This window comes from Actinokineospora sp. PR83 (assembly GCF_021056305.1).
In the GTDB taxonomy this organism is placed as follows: domain Bacteria; phylum Actinomycetota; class Actinomycetes; order Mycobacteriales; family Pseudonocardiaceae; genus Actinokineospora; species Actinokineospora spheciospongiae.
Window position 1 is genome coordinate 84,935 of sequence record NZ_JAJCXD010000079.1, and the last position, 17,162, is coordinate 102,096.

Consider the following 17,162-nt stretch of genomic DNA (forward strand, 5'->3'; position numbering starts at 1 on the left):
ACGATCATGGACCGGCCCGGGTTCAGACGCGACCCGTTTGCCGCATCTGTGATTGTGCCCTGCGCGAACCCCGCCGCAGCCACCACTCCACCGCCGCCAGCGGCACCACCCAGCCCAGCCAGGCGCTCAACAGCGCCACGGTCTGCATCATGGCCAGTTCACTGCCGCCGAACAGGGTGTCCACGCGCGGACCGAGCAGCGGGCCCACCACCATGCCGACCACCCGGTTGAAGATGATCGACATGGTGAGGGTCACACTGCGCAGCATCCACACCCGGTGCTCGGCGTGGCGGCGCTGCCGGATGCGGCGCAGGCCGACGGCGGTGAAGGCCAACCACAGCACGGCGAGCACGACGTTGCTGACGCGGGTGACGGGCCCGAACGGCGACACCGCCCCGACCACCAGCCCGGCGAGCCCGGCGGGCAGCACCCCGCCGAAGACGTAGACCCGGCCCACGTGGCGGTGCGCGGCCGGGAAGCGGCGGCGGAACCACGGCCAGACCTGGAGGAACCCGGTCACCATCGCGACGGTGCCGAACAGGATGTGCGCGACCAGCAGCGGGTAGTGCAACGCGAAGCCCTCGACCGGCGGCACCCGCGACAGCGCCGGGTCGAGGGTGGCGTACCGGGGCAGGGACATGGCGAAGAACACCAGGATCAACGCCGCCAGCGGCGCCACCCACGGGCGCCGCCACCACGGCACCGGCGCGGGTGGGGTTTTCGGACGTGGTTCGGTGACCGCCATGGTTCCCCCTCGTGATTGCCTGTGGGGAAAAGCTAGGGCGATCCGACCGGCGCGGACATGGAGCGCGCCACCGGGTGCGGGGTGGGGGTGGCCCTACCACCCGCTGCCGGGCGGTGGTTCCGCGTTGCTCCATTTGCTGGTGCGCAAGCGCTTCACCCTCCCGGGATGTGGCTCTCCGGGAGGGTGAAGACCTCGGGTGGCTCGGCGGTCAGGCGGCCATGGGGACTGTGGCGACCGGCAGCGTGGCGATCGGCGGCGTGGCGACCGGCGGCGTGGCGACCGGCAGCGTGGCGACCGGGACCGTGGGGACCGGCAGCGCGGCGGTGCTGAGGTCGGGGGCGCGGTCGGGCAGGGTGGTGGTGGGGCGCTCGGCGCAGTGCACGACCAGCGCGGTGGCGTTGTCCGAGGTGCCCGCCGCGGTGGCCGCCTCGACCAGGGCCGTGGCGGCGTCGGCCGAGTACCGCAGGAGCTGGGCCATCACCGCGTCGCCCAGGGCCTTGTGGACACCGTCGCTGGTCAGCAGCAGGGAGGCGGGTTCGCCGACGCGGGCGGTGCCGACGCGGTGCGGCTCGACCGTGCGGACGCTGGTGGTCACCAGGTGTTCCATCCGGGGCGTGACCGGGGTGCCGTGGTCGCGGAAGTACTGGGCGAGGGTGTGGTCGGTGGTGAGCGCGCGCAGGCCACCGGCGGTCCAGGCGTAGGCGCGGGCGTCGCCGACCCAGGCGATGTCGTAGCCGTCCGCGTCGGGGACCGCGACGACCAGGACGCAGTCGCCGGACCCCGCCCCGCGCACCGCGGCCTGGGCGGCGAGGACGGCTTCGACCGCGCCCAGGCCCGAGCGGACCGCCGCGGCGGCGGCCAGCCGAGCGGCGCGGGCCGCGCCCAGGTCGTCGCCCACCCCGTCGGCGAGGGCGTAGCGGACCCGGCCGGTGCGGGGGTCGGGGGAAGAGGCCACGGCGTCCGCGTTCACGGTGCGCTCACCCCGGCTGCTGGCCGTCCGGGCGATCGTGCTGCTGAGCATCGCGGGCCTCCTCTTCGGGTGGTGTCCTCCACGGTGCTCCCGCATCCTGTGGTTCTCCTGTGATTTCGGTGCGGCCATCCTGTGAAGTGGGCACGCGGCGGCGAATGATGAGTTGGGCTCAGCGAATTTCGGCTTTCGTCGACCGGTGAGCGAAACGCGCGAACCCTTGTCCGCCGGGACGCACGTTTGCCGGGGGGTGTGCGTTCCGGCCGCGACTGTCACTTCGAAACCGTTGCGGCAGAGGGCATTCGGAGGATTACCAAGGTCGGGGGCAACCGGTAGCGTCGCTCGCGTCGGGGACCGGCTCGGCGCTTTCCGCGCCTGGCAACGGTTCTGCGAGCGGGAGGAGTGCGGCGGGATGGCAGCGAGTGCGGTGGCGGGCGCGCGGCAGGTGCCCAGCCTGGGGTTCGGCGAGCAGGTGCGCGGGGTGCTGGCGCTGCGCGCGGGCAGGCAGGTCGACTTCCTGTCCGAGGTGATCGTCAAGCACGGGGACATCGCCTGGATCCGGATGCTGGGCATGCGGATGGCGCTGGTGAACCACCCCGCGCACTTCGAACACGTGCTGGTGCGCAACCACGGGAACTACGACAAGGACGCCTTCCTGTTCCGCACGGTCGACCCGATCCTGCGCGGCGGGCTGATCGGCGTGGTCGGCGGGGAACCGTGGCGGCGGCAGCGGCGGCTCATGCAGCCGTCGTTCCACCGGCCGCAGATCGCCGGGTTCGTCCGGAACATGACCGAGGAGTCGGCGGTCATGCTCGACCGCTGGGACGGCCAGTACGGTCCGCGCGACATCGTCAACGTCAGCACCGAACTGGGGCAGCTTGCCATGCGGATCGTGTTCCGCTCGCTGTTCGGGGCCCGGGTCGGCGACCGGGGGGACGTCATCGAGGGGATGTTCCTGGAGGCCAACACCATCGCCGGGGACTACTTCCGGTTCCCGGTGCCGCCGCTGAGCTGGCCCACCCGCAAGCACAACCGGCTGCGGCAGATCATCCGGCAGATGGACGGCTACGTCGACGAGGTCATCGCCGAGCGGGACGCGACCGGGGAGGAGCACCACGACCTGCTCGCCGCGCTGATGGCGGCCACCTACGACGAGACCGACGAGCACATGTCCCGCACCCAGCTCCACCGGGAAGTGCTCAACCTGATCATCGGCGGCTACGAGACGACGTCGAACTCCGTGTCCTGGTTGTCCTACCTGGTCGGCAAGCACCCGGACGTGCAGGAGCGGTTGCACGAGGAGGTCGACCGGGTGCTCGGCGGGCGCGCCCCGGGGTTCGACGACCTCGCCGAGCTGGGCTACACCAGGATGGTCGTCGACGAGATGCTGCGGCTCTACAGCCCCTCGTGGCAGACGATGCGGCGGGCCATCGGCGACGACGAGATCGGCGGGTTCGCCATCCCCGCCGGGTCGGACATCTACCTCAACGTCTACACGCTGCACCGGCACCCGGAGTTCTGGGCGGACCCGGAAGCCTTCGACCCGGAGCGGTTCCGGCCGGAGGCGGTCGCCGCCCGGCCCAAGTCGGCGTACCTGCCGTTCGGGGCGGGGCCGCGCAACTGCATCGGCAAGCACTTCGCCCGCACGGAGTTGACGGTGATCCTGGCGATGATGGTGCAGCGCTACCGGATCGAGGTACCCCCGGAGCTGCCCGACGTGGAGATCTCACCGCTGATCACGTTGCAGCCCAAGGGCGGCGTGCACGTCCGGGTGACCCGCCGATGAACACCGACAGACTGTGGGCGGCTTTCGCGCCGATCCCCCCGGAGTGCAACCCGCACGTCGCCGCCGCGAGCGCCCACCTGGACCGGTGGGTCACCGAGCAGGGCGTCGTGCTGCGACCGCAGGCGCGCGAGCGGTTCACCGCCGCCGACTTCGGGTGGTTCGCCGCGGTGACCCACCCGGGCGCGGACGAGACCGGGCTGTGCCTGGTCGCGGACTGGTTCGCCTGGCTGTTCCTGCTCGACGACCAGCTCGACGACGGCCTGCTCGGCCGCGACCCCGGCCGCACGGGTGAGCTGCTGGCGATGATGTTCGACGTGCTGCGCGGAACCCCGCCGCCCCCGGACGCGCCCGCCCTGGTCGGCGCGCTGGCCGACCTGTGGCGGCGCACCGCGGACCCGGCGGGCGCGGCGTGGCGGCAGCGGTTCGTCGACCACGTCGTCGCGGGCGGGATGGCGGCCGGGTGGGAGGCCGACAACCGGGCGCGCGGGAGCGTGCCGGACGAACAGACCTACGTGGAGCGGCGGCGGCACACCGGGGCGATCTACGTGTGCCTGGACCTGGTGGAGGTCGTCGGGGCGGGCGAGGTGCCCGGGGCGGCCTACGCCGACGAGCGATTCGAGGCGGCCCTGCGCGCGGCGTGCGACGTGGTGTGCTGGACCAACGACCTGTACTCCCACGACAAGGAGGTCTCGCTCGGCGAGTGCCACAACCTGGTGGCCGTCGTGCGGCACGGCCGCGGCATCGGCGTGGCCGAGGCGCTGGAACTGGTCACCGAGCGGGTTGTGCAGCGGGTGGCGGACTACCTGCGGTTGGAACGGGCGGCCGCGGCGGTGGGCGGTCCGGAGGTGGCCGGGTGCCTGGCGGGGATGCGGTCGTGGATGCGCGGCAACCTCGACTGGTCGGCGCGCACCCGGCGCTACCGGGACGCCGCTGTCGGCTCCTACGTGGAGTCGGAACTGGTGGGGAGGCGGCCGTGACCACCGCTGTCGGGCTGCCGTCGGCGGTGCTGTCGGCGCGCGCCCTCCTCACCCCGGCGCTGCACCGGTGGACGGCGCGGTTGGGCGGGCACCTGAGCACCACCTGCGGCTACCAACTGGGCCTCTGCACCGCGGACGGCACCCCCACCGGGACCGTCGGCGGCAAACTGGTCCGGCCGGTGTTCACCCTGCTCTGCGCGGCGGCGACCGGCGCCGACCCGGCCGGGGTGGTCCCCGCCGCGGTGGCGGTGGAACTGCTGCACAACGCCTCCCTGGTCCACGACGACATCATGGACGGCGACCGCGAGCGCAGGCACCGCCCGACGCTGTGGGCCCGCTTCGGGGTGCCCGCGGCGATCCTGGCCGGGGACGCGCTGATCGCGCTGGCCTTCGAGGCGCTCGCCACCTCGGCCCCGGTCGCCGACGTCGCGCACCTGGCCACGACGCTGCGACTGCTGGCCCGAGGGCAGGAGGACGACCTGCGGTTCGAGCGGCTGGCCAGGGTGGGGGTCGCGGAGAGCACCGGCATGATCGTCGGCAAGACGGGCGTGCTGCTCGGCGCCGCCTGCCGCCTCGGCGTCGCCCGACCGGACTGGCAGCCCCGCTTCGACGCCTTCGGCACCCACCTGGGTGTGGCCTTCCAACTGACCGACGACCTCCTGGGCATCTGGGGCGACCCCGCGGTGACCGGCAAACCCGCGGGCGCGGACCTGCGCGCGCACAAGCAGAGCGCCCCGGTCGTGGCCGCGCTCGCCGCCGACGGCCCGGCCGCACGCGAACTGGCCCGGCTCTACGCGGCCCCGCTGTCGGAGTCGGACGTGGCGCGGGCGAGCGCGCTGGTCGAGGAGGCGGGCGGCCGAGCGGCCACCGAGGCCGAGGCGGCGCGCAGGCTCGACCTGGCCTGGTCGCACCTGGAGGACCTGGACCTCGACCCGGCCGCCCACACGCACCTGCGCGCCCTGGCCGCGTCGGTGGTGGACCGGGACCACTGACCGCACCAAGCGATCGCTCTGCTGCCGCGACGCGTGGTTCGAACGGTTCGTCGACAGCGTCAACGACAGCGCGCCCCACTGGTCACCCGACGGCCCGGCGCGGCAGGCGGTGAATCCCGTCTCAGAGGGGGGTCGTGGAGACCAGCACGGTCTTCTCCGAGACGTCCAGGATGCGGTTGACCGCGCCACCGACGACCGAGGTCAGCGAGATGCCGATCATCGGGGTGAGCATGTCCACCGCCCTCGGCGCGTGCGCGGGCGGTGCGGCGAGGTCGACGAGCAGCCGCATCCGGACCTTCTCCGGTTCGGTGTTGCCGTCCAGCGCGATGGGCTCGGTGAGGAGCACCCGGGTGTCCGTTTCAGCGGTGACGATCTCGGCGCCGCGCACGCTCAACCTGCGCAACAGCGTCGTCAGCGCCTCCACGTAGTCGGGGTTGACCGCGTCGGGTCCGGCTGCCTCGATCACCAGGGTCAGCGTGTCGCCGCCGGGGGTGACGGTGAAGTCGGCGATAAGGTCGCTACCGTCCGACCGCTTCGCATACACGGGGTCAACTGATACACCATCGTTCTAGAGCTTGAGACAGCCACGCATCGGCGGCGGTGCGTGACCGATTCGCGGACAGATGGACACGCTGAGTGAGACATGGACCTGACGTCCCACAGTCGAGGGATGACGTGACACCATCTGGCGCACGCGAAGGAGGCACCCTATGACCGACCGGACCGAGCAGATGGACGACCTTCAACTGGTCGCCCTACCCAGTGCCGTGGGGTGCACGGAGATGTTCGTGCGGTTCTCCCTGACCGAGTGGAAGCTGCGGTCGATGCGCGACGACGCGGCCGCGGCCGCGGGCAGGCTGGCGCGGGCCGTGGTGGACGCGGCCGAGCCGGGGTCGCCGGGGATGATCACCGCCCGGGTCCGCCTCTCCGGCGGCAACCTGGTGATCGAGGTGGAGTCGTCGCGGCCCGCGCGGGCGCCGTCGGCCCCCGCCGGTGGGCGCTGCGGCGCCGACGACCTCGGTCCGGGCAGGCACATGCTGTGGCTGACGATGCCGCTGCCGGGCGGGATGGACGCGGGCGCGGTCCCACTGCCCCGCCGCCAGCGCAGGCCCTCGCCGGAGGCCGCGCGGCTCGCCGCCGAGGAGGAGGCGGGCGCCCCGCCGGACCCGGACGTGCTCGGGCGCATCCTCTACGGCCTCAACGGCTCGCAGAGCAGGCACCAGAAGTAGGACCCGAACGGCGAAGGCCGCGACCGGACCCCCGGTCGCGGCCTTCGCCGTTCCCGCCATCCGGGAGCTTCACCGGACGGTTGTCCTGCTATATGGGAAGACGGGAAAACAATCGACCAAGTCGGGCGGAACGACGTTCCCCCAGGTCAGCGACTTTCACCCGACCCAACCGACCGCTGTGAACGACCGGAAATGACGGTTTAACGCAGTTCGTGATTCGCAAACCGGACACCGGCCGTAACGTGGTGCGGGTCTCAACTCGATGAAACCACCGAGCGGAGTTCCACATCCACGCGGTCGGTCGCGACGAAGACCGACGAGAGCCTCGACCAGGGGGAGAGATGACCAGCACCACCGAACCGCACGAACTCAACCGCAGAGCACTCGCCATGCTGCGGGCCGTGGCCCAGGGCCGCGCCCAGCTCGCGTGCAGCGCCGAACCGGACCTCTACATCGACGGCGTCCCGTGCTGCGACCAGTTCACCGCCCACCTGCTCACGCACGCGGGCCTGATCACCCCGGCCACCGGCCGCTTCGGCGAACTGGTCCCGGCGACGCTCAGCCCCGCGGGCACCGCGGCGCTGTCCGCCCCGGTAGCCGCCTGACGGTTGCCGACCTGCGCATGGCCCCCGGTCCCGGGGGCTTTTCGCATTTCCGGGGCCGGTCGGGACCCCCTCAGACCAGCGGCTCGCCCAGGTGCGGGCCGAAGGCGCGGTCCACGCCCACCGATACCCACCAGTCGAGCTGCGCGGCGTCGGTGATGCCGCCCGCGATGACCGAGCGGCCGGTGTCGCGGACCATCGGGACCAGGTCGCGGATGGCGCGGACGAACATCGACGACCCGTCGGCCCGTGCCACCCGGCTCACCACCGTGGCGTCCAGGCTGACCGCCCGCAGGTCGCCCAGGTCCTCCAGGCAGGCCAGGTCGCCGCGGGTGCGGCCGAAACCGGTGAGGACCGTGCGCACGCCCAGGTCGACCAGCACGCCCAGGTTCTCCTCCGCCGGGCTGTCCACCTCGCACAGCGCGGCGACCGGCAGCCCCAGTTCCAGCGCGCCGCCCGTGGTGAGCACCCGGCTGACCGCGGCGACGAGGTCCGGGTCGGCCGCCTGCTCGACGGTCAGCTCCAGGTACGGGGGAACCCCGCCCAGGTCGGCGTCGAGGGCGCGCTCCATCACCCAGTGCCCCAGCGGGACGCCCAGGCCGGTGTCGGCGAGCAGCGCGCGGCAGCGGGCGTCGTCGAGCCTGCCGTGGTCGGGGTGGTCCCAGCGCAGCAGGGCGCGGGCCGCGACCACCTCCCCCGACGGCACGGCCAGGACGCGCTCGAACTCCACGGACAGCTCGCCGGACTCCCAGGCGCCGGGGATGGACGCGGCGAGCCGGTGGTGTTCGCGGCGGCGGGCGTTCTCGTCGGCGTCGACCAGGCCCCACTGGCGCTTGCCCTGCGCCTTGAGCGCGCGCAGTTCGGCGTCGGTGGCGGCCAGCAGCTCCTCGGGCCGGGTGCCGCGCGCGGGCAGCCTGGCCACGGCGATGGTCGCCGAGGCCGCGGTCCCGCCCCCGGCGACGTAGGTGGGTTCGGCCAGCGCGTCGTTGATCTCCGCGGGCAGGTCGCCGACCCGGGTGGTGGGGGTGTGCGGGAGCAGCACGGCGAACTCGTCGCCGCCGATCCGGGCGACCGCGGCGCCGCGGCCCTCGACCACGGACTCCAGCCGGTTGGCGACCTCGCGCAGCACGCGGTCGCCCGCGGCCCGGCCGAGGCCGTCGTTGACCACGGCGAGGTCGTCGAGGCCCAGGTGCAGCACGGACAGCTCGGCGCCGGTCTCCAGCGCCTCCTCCAGCCTGCCGACGAAGGCGTCCCGGTTGGGCAGCCCGGTCAGCAGGTCGTGCGTGTCCTGGAAGCTCATCTTGTGCTCGAGCAGGTGCAGGTCGGTGAAGTCGCCCACCATGGTCACCAGGCCGGTGGTCGCGCCGTCGCGGTCGCGCAGCGGCAGCACCACGACGCGCACCCAGACCGGTTCGCCGTCGCGGCGCAGGAAGCGGATGCGCTGCTCGTCGACCCGGGCGCAGTCGCCCGCGACCAGTTCGGCGTAGCGGTCCACCAGGTACGCGCGGTCCTCGGGGTGGAACAGGTCGGCGACGGTGCCCGGCAGCGTGCCCGCGGGGTGTTCGAGCACGACCTCCAGCGCCTCGTTCGCCCGCAGGACCCGCCCGTCCGGGGTGCTCAGGACCATGCCCTGCACGGCCGCGGCGAACACCGCCTCGAACCGCTCCTCGACCGCGGCGAGCTCGCGCTCGGCGTTCTCCCGCCGGTGCAGCAGGGACTCGCGCAGACCGCGCTGCTCGGTGAAGACCCGCTCCCGGGAGGCCTCGGTGAACCCGACCGCGACCGCGGCGACCACCTCGGCCACGGCGGCGTCGTCCAGGTCGGGCAGTGCGGTGAGCGCCCGGCGCAGCAGCGGCAGCGAGACGCGCAGGCAGTCGGCGGTGGCGAAGCCCGCGTCCACCAACCGCGCGCCGATCCCGGCGGCGGCGGTGTGGTCGCCCGCGCGGGCGTGGGCGAGCATGTCGTCGAGCAGGGCACCGAGTTCGGCCTCGACGTCCTCGTGCGGCGTGGGCACGAAGACGAGCGCGGACAACGCGGTCGCCCACCCGACGGCCAGCTCGGCACGGGGTGGGCTGGTCATGGTCCGTCCTAGATTCCGGGGGCGGCAACAACTCTGCACCCGATCGGGTACCGAGTGCCACCTTCCTACCCATCGGGCGGGGATCGGGCGATAGGCCGATCGGGTGTGATCGGTCGCGAGGGGACAACACACCCAGTAGGGCGAAGACCGTTCGGGCACAAGGGCTCTGGTCGGATGTGCCCATTCGGCGCAAGCACCCGATCAAGCGGGTCGTCGGGTCCGCCGATCGAGGACCATCGCCCCTGGCGACAACCACGGAGAGCGACTAACGGGTGTGACGCAGCGCACTGCTGTTCGACGGCCCCGACAGCCCCGCCGCGACCGCGAGCCGGGTGCTGGCCGCCGCCAGTACCCGCGCGGCGGCGTGCTCGTCGACCCGGGTGGCGACGTCGTCCTCCACCACGGTCCGCCCACCGGCCAGCAGCAGCCGCAGCGGCGGCAGGGAACCGAGCACCAGGGCGGCGACCGGGTCGGCGATACCCGCGTGCGCCAGGCCGTCGAGCCGCCACAGTGCGACGTCGGCGAGCTTGCCCGGTTCCAGCGAGCCCAGCTCGTCCTGCCTGCCCAGGCACAGCGCGCCGCCCATGGTGCCCAGCCACAGCGCCTGCCGGACGTCGAGGGCGTCCGCGCCGTCGCGCTGCCGGGCCTGGTAGGCGGCCTGGCGCAGCTCCGGGCCGAGACCGCCGTCCTCGTTGGACGCCGCGCCGTCCGCGCCGAGCCCGACCGGGACACCGGCGGCGAGCAGGTCGGCGACCCGGGCGGTGCCCGCACCGAGCCGGGCGTTCGAGGTGGGGCAGTGCGCGACGCCGGTGCCGCCCGCGGCCAGGACCGCGATGGCCCGGTCGGACAGGTGCACCCCGTGCGCGAGCCACACGTCCGGGCCGATCCAGCCGGTGCGCTCGGCGTACTCCACCGGGGTGCAGCCGTACTCGGCCAGGCACTGCACCTCCTCCCCCACGGTCTCGGCGAGGTGGGTGTGCAGGCGGACCCCGGCGGCGCGGGCCAGTTCGGCCGCGCCGGACATCAGCTCGGCGCTGACCGAGAACGGGGAGCAGGGCGCCACCGCGACGCGGGTGAACGCGTCCGGCGCCGGGTCGTGCCAGCGCTCGATCGCGGCCTGGGTCCCGGCCAGGGCGTCGTCGGTGGTCTCGACCAGCGAGTCCGGCGGGAGGCCGCCGTGGGAGACGCCGCGGTCCATCGAGCCGCGCGCGGCGTGCAGCCGGATGCCGACCGCGCCCGCCGCGTCGACGGTGGCGCCGAGCAGGTCGCCGCCCGCGGCGGGGAACACGTAGTGGTGGTCGGCGGCGGTGGTGCAGCCGGTGCGGGCCAGCCGCAGCAGCCCGGCGGTGGCCGCGGCGCGGGTGGTGTCCTCGTCCAGCCCGGCCCACACCGGGTACAGCTCGACGAGCCAGTGGAACAGGTCGGACTGCTGCGCGTAGCCGCGGGTCGCCCACTGGTAGAGGTGGTGGTGGGTGTTGACCAGGCCCGGGGTGGCCAGGCAGCCGCGGCCGTCGACGACGCGGTCACCGGGTCCGACCGGGGCGGGCCCGGCGCCGACGGCGGTGATCCGGCCGCCGTCGACGATCACGTGGCCCTCGGCGTACTCGGTGCCGCGGGCGTCCACGGTGGCCACGGCCGCGCCCTGGACGACCGTCCGGGTCACCACCAGGCGAGTCCGGGATCGGGTGCGCCCGTGCGGCGGACGGTGCCCTCGATCAGCCCGTACGGCCGGTCGGCCACCTGGTAGACCTGCTGCGGGTTGTCCAGGTCGAACGGTTCCAGGTCGACCAGGAAGTGGTGCTTGTTCGGCAGCGCCAGCCGGGCCTCGGCGAGGCCGTCGTCGCCGCTGAGCACGTACTGGCCCATCGAGTACAGCGTCTGCTGCAACGAGTGGCTGTAGGTGGCGGCGAAGGCGTTGAGCAGCCGGTCCTTGGCCCCGGCGAAGGAGGCCGCCCAGTCGGTCCGGGTGGGGTCGGCGTGGCGCCAGCGCGCGGTGACGTCGGTGGCGAGGATCCGGTCGGAGGTCTCGGCCAGCGTCGTGTACCGGTCGCGGGGGAAGCCGTGGAACTCCGAGCCGGTCGTGTTGAGGACGGTGACGCCCTCGACGCCGGAGACCACCCACGCCGTCGTGCCGTCGTAGGTGGCCGACGCGGTGCGCGTGCCCGCGGTGCGGGTGAAGGAGTGCCCGGTGGCGGGGATGCGCTCCCAGCCGTACTGCTCGACCCGCACCCTGGCGCGGGTGATCGCCGGGGCGGAGTCGACGAAGTGGCGGGCCAGGCGCAGCGCGAACTCCTCGATCTCGCCGATGCCGTCGCGGGCGAAGGCGTGGACGGTGTTCTTCTGCGTGTCCGTGGGCAGGACGCCGGTGTTGTCGCCGGTCAGGTGCGTGGCGGCGAGGTCACCGGCGAGGGTGGTGGTGACGTTGAGGTCGGTGATGCCGTGCGCCTGGGGACCGCGGTCCACCCGCACCAGCCGGGTCTCCGCCTTGCCGTACTGGTTCTCGCCGAGCTCGAATGTCATCAACTTCCCCGGTATGTGGAATAGCCGAACGGGCTGAGCAGCAGCGGCACATGGTAGTGGCCCCCTGCCGCCCGGAAGACGACGCTGACCTCCGGGTAGAACGCGTCGGGGCCCAGGTGGGCGCCGGTGTCGAAGGTGAACCGGTGCTCCCCGGGCTCGGCGGCCCAGCCGGGCACGCGGCCGTCGTCGTCGGTGGTGTGCTCGCCGACGGGCACCCAGGTGTCGCCGTCGCGGCGCTCGTGCCGGACCCGCAGACCTGCGGCGGGTCGGCCGACGGCGGTGTCGAGGACGTGGGTGGACAGGGTGAGGCTCATCCGCCCACCAGCTTCCCGAGCCGCAGCTCGACGATCTTGGCCAGCTCCTCGCGCACGGCGCGGCGCTCCTCGGTCTCGTCGTTGGTCAGCCGGTGGCGCAGCGCGGCGAGCACGGCCTCGGCGGGCAGCCCGGTGGCGCAGATGAGGAAGACGTGCCCGAACCGGCCCTCGTAGACCCTGTTCCCCTCGACCAGGTCCGCCTTGATCCGGTCGTCGGCGGTGGCGGCGGCCGACTGCTCCTGCCGCGACCAGCCGGACTCGCGGTCGGCGCCGCCCGCCCGGTCCCCGATCCGCGGGTGCGCCTCCAGCGCCTCCAGCACGTCCGACCAGTCCAGCCCGGCGAGCACCTCGGCGGAGGCCGCCACGAGGTCGTCGAGGTCGTCGAACGGGCCCCGCGCCGCGACCTCCTCGGCCCACTGGCGCGAGGCGCAGCAGGAGAGCAGGTCAGCGGTGTCGACGCTGTCGGTGGTGGTGAGGAGGTCGCCCGGCACGACGCCAGTCAACACGCGCTAGCAGAAACAGGCCACCGGCAAAAGCGACGAAGAAACAGCAGGCCCCCCGGGGATCTCTTGTAGGTTCCTCCAATTGACCGGCCCGCCACCCCGGAGGACCTGAGTGAACCTGGAGTCGCTCCTCGACCACCCGGACCTGGGGCTGGAGGTGCACGTCCCGCCCGAGGACCCCAAGCGGCCGGTCCGCTACGTCTACACCACCGACCAGCCGGACCCGTCGCGCTACCTGACCGGGGGCGAACTGGTGCTGACCGGCCTGGTCTGGTGGCGGCCGGAGCGGGCGGAGGCGTTCGTGGCGGCGCTGGCCGAGGCGGGCGCGGTGGCGCTGGGCACCGGGGTCACCGATGCGGGCGAGGTGCCCGCGGAGCTGATCGCGGCGTGCTTCCGCCACGGCGTGCCGCTGTTCGAGGTGCCGCGCGAGGTGTCGTTCGCCTCGGTCACCGAGTACGTGGTGCTGGGGGCGGCCCGGACCAGGGCACGCGCGGGCGAGGGCGTGCCGGACCTGGCCACGGCGGTGGCGAACGCGGCGACCGCGCTGGAGGCGGGCTGCTGGGTGCTCTCCCCCACCGGCCGGGTCGTCGCGGGCACGACCTCGGTGCCCCCGATCGGGCTGCGCCACGGGCTGGTCCGCCGGTTCCTGGAGGCGACCCGGCTGCCGCTGACCGTGCGCGGCCCCGGCCACCCCCCGCACACCGTGGCGGAGGCGTCGGTGACCGGGACGCGCGCGCTGGACTGGTTCGTGGCGGTGCAGGGCGACCAGGCCCAGTGGTCGTCGCACCAGCGGCACCTGGTGGACGTCCTGGCGGCGGCGGCGGCCAACGAGCAGTCCGCGCTGGACAGCGCCCGCCGCGCGGCGACTCGGGTGCCGCTGGAGCGGGTGGCGGCCGGGTTCACCCGGCCGGACGAGCTGTGCGTGCTGAGCGCCTCGGCGGACAAGGCGACACCGGACGTGGCCGCGGCGGTGCTGGCCGAGTTGGCGGAGACGCTGGGCTTGGCGGCGGTGGTGACCGAGGTGGACGAGGAGGTGTTCGCCGTCCTCGGGGTGCGCCGCAACCGGCGGGACCGGGTGCTCGACGAGCTGGTGGAGCTGGCCCGGCTGCTGGAGCGCGGGTTCGGCGACGCCAGGGTGGCCATCGGCGTCGGCGGGGTCACCGACGCGGCGGGGTTGCCCACCTCGGTCGAGCAGGCCCGCAACGCCCGCCTGGTCGCCGAGCGCCGCGACTGCCGGGCCGGGGTGCAGGACGGCGTGCAACTGGGCGCCTTCCACACCCTGCTGGTGGGGGTCCCCGACGACCAGCGCGCCGCGTTCCGCCGCTGGGTCCTCGGGCCGGTCCTGGACTACGACGCCGAGCACCAGTCCGACCTGGTGCACACGCTGCGGGTGTTCCTCGCCTGCTCCGGCTCGTGGACCAGGGCCGCGGAGAAGCTGCACGTCCACGTCAACACCCTGCGCTACCGGGTCGGCCGGGTCGAGGAGCTGACCGGCCGCGACCTGTCGTCCCTGGCCGCGCAGGTGGACTTGGTGCTGGCGCTGGAACTCGGGTCCGCTTGACTTGGCGCTCCGGTCCACAAAGGGGTCCGCAAGGGGGTTCGCGATGGCTCCGGTGTCCTCCGTCCACGTCACCGCCGTCCGGCGGCTGACTCCGCACACGACCCGCGTCACCTTCACCGGCGACGGCCTGGACACCCTGACCCGGTGGCCGGACCAGCAGCTCAAGCTGTGCTTCCCGCGCGCGGGCCAGTCCGAGCCGAGGGTCCCGGCCGAGCACCCGGCCGACGTGATGCGCTGGTACCAGGCGTTCATGGCCATCCCGGAACCGGAACGCCCCTGGATGCGCAGCTACACCGTCCGCCACCTCCGGCGCAGGGCAGCCGAGATCGACGTCGACTTCGCCCTGCACGAAACCCCGGGCCCGGCCACCGAGTGGGCGGCCGGGGCGCGGGTGGGCGACACCCTGGCCCGCTACGGCCCGGCCCGCCAGTACGCCCGAGCCCTCCCCCGCGGCGACGACCACCTCTTCGCGGGCGACCTCGCCGCCCTCCCGGCCATCGCCACGCTCCTGGAGTCCCTCCCGGACCCGGCCACCGCCCAGGTCTTCATCGAGGTCCCCGACCTCGCCGACGCCCAGGACCTGCCCCACCCGGTCACCTGGCTCCCCCGCGGCTCGACTGCACCCGCCGACAGCACGCTCCTGCTGGACGCGGTCCGCTCCGCGGCGATCACCCCCGGCACCGTCGCGTGGGTCGCCGCCGAGGCCACGATCACCCGCACCCTCCGCCGCCACCTGGTCGACCGGGGCATCCCCAAACCCCGCATCGAGTTCACCGGCTACTGGCGCCACACCCTCACCCAGGACGACGCCCCCACCCCCGAAGACCTCACCGACGCCCGGGAACGCGTCGCCCGCGACGGCTAGGAAGCAGGCCAACCACCCCACAAACCGCTGCCCGGCCACCTGCCACCCGAAACCTCGCCGTGCGCAGCGAAAACCAGCCACCCTCGCAACCGGCGGCCAGCGGCTCGTCACATCGAATCCCACCATGCGCAGCTCCCGACCACCCCACCAACCGCCAGCCGGACGGCCAGCCACCTGGAACCCCACCGGCGCAGCGAAAACCAGCCACCCCCGCAACCGCAGGCCCGGCTACGCCAATGCCCGGGTGGGTGGATCTGCTTGGGTGGGGGAAGCGATCATGTGCAAGCCTGCCCGGGCAGTGGGGCACTCTTTTCGCCCCACTCAGTCACACCGGGCACATGATCGCTGTAGGGGCCCCGCCCAAGCAGATCCACCCACCCGGGCACCACCGACAAACGACCGGGCTTTCAAGAGCTGGACACGGCCTACAGCAGCCGGGCCTCGAACTCCGCAACATCAGCGGTGAACCAGAGCTGCCTGCCGCGGTTGCTCTCGGCCACGAACGCCCGCAGGGCCGAACTCCCGGCCGTGTACCCGGAGATGTCGCCGACCACGGCCAAACCGAGGCGGTAGTTGACGAACTTCTGCACGATCTCGCCCGCCACCCCGGTGCGCAACGTGAAGAAGTCCGCCCCCAGCCGCTGCGCCGGGATCGCCACCCACGTGGCCTCAGCCGCCCAGGCGTCGCCGATCAGGTCGATCGCGCCCGCCGCGTCGAGCACGGGTCCGGTGGGCGGCACGTGCAGGATCATGGTTCCTCCCGGAGGAATTCGAGGATCGGCGCGGTCTGGCCGGTGAGGTAGTGCCCCTGCTCGGGGAGCACCCGGACGTCGGCGTGCGGGACCTCGGCGGCGAGCCGACGAGCGGTCGCCGCCGCGTCGAGCATCGCGTCCCGGGCGCCCAGGAGGGCGAGGACCGGCATCGCCAACCCGAGCTGCCCGAAAACCGGCAGCGGCTCCATCCGGGGCTTGAAGTTGCCGAAGACCAACACCAGGTACTCCACCAACTCCGGCGGCACCGCCCCCACGGCGGCCTTGATCGACCGCCGCAGCCCCCACTCGCCGAGCAGCGCGAGCAGCACGCCCTTCACCATGAACCCGGCCCGGCGCGGCGCGAACCCGCCCGGGTTGAGCAGCACCAGCCGCCGCACCCGGTCCGAGCGCAGTGCGTAGTCCGTGACGAGGAAGCCGCCGAGCGACACCCCGACGAACGCCGCATCGGCAACGCCCAGCGCGTCGAGCACGTCGTCGAACCACTCCGCGTGCCCCGGGCCGTCGAGCGGGAGCCGGGTCTCGGCGCTGAGGCCGGGTTCACCCGGCACGTCCACGGCGACCACCCGGAACTCCCGCGACCACTCGGCGACGTCGTCCAGCCACATCACCGTGTTCGACCCGGAGCCGTGCACGAGCACGACGGGCGGCGCGTCCACCGGGCCGGACACCACGACGAACGTGTCCCCGTGCCGCGTCGGCACCACCAGCCGCTCGGCGGGCACCGGCCAGCGGTCGAGCAGGTCCCGGTAGGCGGCGCGGACCTCGTCACCGCGCGCCCGGTAGATGCCGCTCACCCGCGCACCACCGCTTCCACGATCCGCAGCAGTTCCGCGCAGGCGCCCGGGTCGCCGAAGGCCATGACCCGCAACCGGCCGCGCTTCTCGTCGAACACCGTCTGCACCCGCAACCCCTGCCCGGCGACCGCGATCACCGCCGTCGTCACCCGGTCGGCGTTGGCCCGGTCGATGTCCTCCACCTGCATGATCGTCGTGACGTCCACTGTGGACCCCGGTTGCGCGGCCACGCCGGTGAACGCGTCGAGGTCCGCCCGCGAGATCCGGTACTGCTTGCCGATCCGCTGCGCGCGCAGCCGCCCGTCGCGGATGTACCCGCGCACGGTCCGCACGTGCAGCCCGAGCGCCTCGGCGACCTGGTCCACCGACAGCCAGTCCATATCACTCCCTAAACTTCCCTAAACGACTTTAACATCGATACGTAGGGAGTCATAGAGACAACAGCAGGCGCCCC

18 protein-coding genes are annotated in these 17,162 nt (G+C 73.5%); 7 read left to right on the forward strand and 11 right to left on the reverse strand.

Annotation, left to right across the window (positions count from 1 at the left end; translation table 11 throughout):
- Positions 1-22: 22 nt before the first annotated feature.
- Positions 23-745 carry a DUF2306 domain-containing protein gene (locus L6E12_RS26220; protein ID WP_236230576.1) on the reverse strand — a complete coding sequence of 241 codons (723 nt, stop codon included), beginning with the start codon at positions 743-745 and terminating at the stop codon, positions 23-25.
- A gap of 208 nt (positions 746-953) precedes the next feature.
- Positions 954-1,766 carry a PP2C family serine/threonine-protein phosphatase gene (locus L6E12_RS26225; RefSeq protein WP_236230577.1) on the reverse strand — a complete coding sequence of 271 codons (813 nt, stop codon included), beginning with the start codon at positions 1,764-1,766 and terminating at the stop codon, positions 954-956.
- A 358-nt stretch (positions 1,767-2,124) separates the two neighbouring features.
- Between L6E12_RS26225 and L6E12_RS26230 the strand changes: the two genes are divergently transcribed.
- Genes L6E12_RS26230 through L6E12_RS26240 form a run of 3 tightly spaced genes read left to right on the forward strand, consistent with a single transcriptional unit; the run spans position 2,125 to position 5,467 of the window.
- Positions 2,125-3,498, forward strand: a complete 1,374-nt coding sequence (locus L6E12_RS26230) for a cytochrome P450 (RefSeq protein ID WP_236230578.1) — start codon at positions 2,125-2,127, stop codon at positions 3,496-3,498.
- Positions 3,495-4,475: a hypothetical protein gene (locus tag L6E12_RS26235; RefSeq protein ID WP_304523917.1), complete on the forward strand. Its 981-nt coding sequence runs from the start codon at positions 3,495-3,497 to the stop codon at positions 4,473-4,475. The genes L6E12_RS26230 and L6E12_RS26235 overlap by 4 nt, the downstream gene beginning before the upstream one ends.
- Positions 4,472-5,467: a polyprenyl synthetase family protein gene (locus tag L6E12_RS26240; protein WP_236230579.1), complete on the forward strand. Its 996-nt coding sequence runs from the start codon at positions 4,472-4,474 to the stop codon at positions 5,465-5,467. Before L6E12_RS26235 ends, L6E12_RS26240 begins: the two co-directional genes overlap by 4 nt.
- Positions 5,468-5,588: 121 nt before the next feature.
- Here the strand turns inward: L6E12_RS26240 and L6E12_RS26245 are convergent, their stop codons facing one another.
- Positions 5,589-6,011 carry a hypothetical protein gene (locus L6E12_RS26245; protein WP_236230580.1) on the reverse strand — a complete coding sequence of 141 codons (423 nt, stop codon included), beginning with the start codon at positions 6,009-6,011 and terminating at the stop codon, positions 5,589-5,591.
- A 166-nt stretch (positions 6,012-6,177) separates the two neighbouring features.
- Here L6E12_RS26245 and L6E12_RS26250 point away from each other — a divergent pair, with 166 nt between their 5' ends.
- Together L6E12_RS26250 and L6E12_RS26255 are read left to right on the forward strand one after the other, a co-directional pair.
- Entirely contained in the window at positions 6,178-6,696 is a 519-nt protein-coding gene (locus L6E12_RS26250) for an ATP-binding protein (RefSeq protein WP_236230581.1), read from the forward strand.
- Positions 6,697-7,037: 341 nt separating this feature from the next.
- Positions 7,038-7,301: a hypothetical protein gene (locus L6E12_RS26255; RefSeq protein ID WP_236230582.1), complete on the forward strand. Its 264-nt coding sequence runs from the start codon at positions 7,038-7,040 to the stop codon at positions 7,299-7,301.
- A 70-nt stretch (positions 7,302-7,371) separates the two neighbouring features.
- On the opposite strand, the gene L6E12_RS26260 is transcribed toward L6E12_RS26255, so the two are convergent.
- From L6E12_RS26260 to uraD, 5 genes are all read right to left on the reverse strand, one after another.
- Positions 7,372-9,378: a diguanylate cyclase domain-containing protein gene (locus L6E12_RS26260; RefSeq protein WP_236230583.1), complete on the reverse strand. Its 2,007-nt coding sequence runs from the start codon at positions 9,376-9,378 to the stop codon at positions 7,372-7,374.
- A gap of 265 nt (positions 9,379-9,643) precedes the next feature.
- Positions 9,644-11,041, reverse strand: coding sequence for an 8-oxoguanine deaminase (locus L6E12_RS26265; RefSeq protein ID WP_236230649.1), 1,398 nt, complete (start codon positions 11,039-11,041; stop codon positions 9,644-9,646).
- A complete protein-coding gene (gene pucL / locus L6E12_RS26270; RefSeq protein WP_236230584.1) occupies positions 11,038-11,898 on the reverse strand; it encodes a factor-independent urate hydroxylase in 861 nt (286 codons plus the stop codon). Before pucL ends, L6E12_RS26265 begins: the two co-directional genes overlap by 4 nt.
- Positions 11,898-12,212: a hydroxyisourate hydrolase gene (gene uraH, locus L6E12_RS26275; RefSeq protein ID WP_236230585.1), complete on the reverse strand. Its 315-nt coding sequence runs from the start codon at positions 12,210-12,212 to the stop codon at positions 11,898-11,900. The genes pucL and uraH overlap by 1 nt, the downstream gene beginning before the upstream one ends.
- A complete protein-coding gene (uraD, locus tag L6E12_RS26280) occupies positions 12,209-12,703 on the reverse strand; it encodes a 2-oxo-4-hydroxy-4-carboxy-5-ureidoimidazoline decarboxylase (RefSeq protein ID WP_236230586.1) in 495 nt (164 codons plus the stop codon). The genes uraH and uraD overlap by 4 nt, the downstream gene beginning before the upstream one ends.
- A 124-nt stretch (positions 12,704-12,827) precedes the next feature.
- Here uraD and L6E12_RS26285 point away from each other — a divergent pair, with 124 nt between their 5' ends.
- Both L6E12_RS26285 and L6E12_RS26290 read left to right on the forward strand, forming a co-directional pair.
- Positions 12,828-14,276 carry a PucR family transcriptional regulator gene (locus L6E12_RS26285; RefSeq protein WP_236230587.1) on the forward strand — a complete coding sequence of 483 codons (1,449 nt, stop codon included), beginning with the start codon at positions 12,828-12,830 and terminating at the stop codon, positions 14,274-14,276.
- A gap of 43 nt (positions 14,277-14,319) precedes the next feature.
- Entirely contained in the window at positions 14,320-15,141 is an 822-nt protein-coding gene (locus L6E12_RS26290) for a siderophore-interacting protein (RefSeq protein ID WP_236230588.1), read from the forward strand.
- 425 nt (positions 15,142-15,566) lie between these two features.
- Here the strand turns inward: L6E12_RS26290 and L6E12_RS26295 are convergent, their stop codons facing one another.
- The 3 genes from L6E12_RS26295 to L6E12_RS26305 are packed head-to-tail and all read right to left on the reverse strand — an operon-like array spanning position 15,567 to position 17,088.
- Positions 15,567-15,893 (reverse strand): DUF4180 domain-containing protein, encoded by a 327-nt coding sequence (locus L6E12_RS26295; protein WP_236230589.1) that lies wholly within the window; start codon positions 15,891-15,893, stop codon positions 15,567-15,569.
- On the reverse strand, positions 15,890-16,708 hold the full coding sequence (locus L6E12_RS26300; RefSeq protein WP_236230590.1) for an alpha/beta fold hydrolase: 819 nt from the start codon (positions 16,706-16,708) through the stop codon (positions 15,890-15,892). The genes L6E12_RS26295 and L6E12_RS26300 overlap by 4 nt, the downstream gene beginning before the upstream one ends.
- Positions 16,705-17,088, reverse strand: coding sequence for a helix-turn-helix domain-containing protein (locus L6E12_RS26305; protein ID WP_236230591.1), 384 nt, complete (start codon positions 17,086-17,088; stop codon positions 16,705-16,707). The genes L6E12_RS26300 and L6E12_RS26305 overlap by 4 nt, the downstream gene beginning before the upstream one ends.
- Between the last annotated feature and the right edge of the window lie 74 nt (positions 17,089-17,162).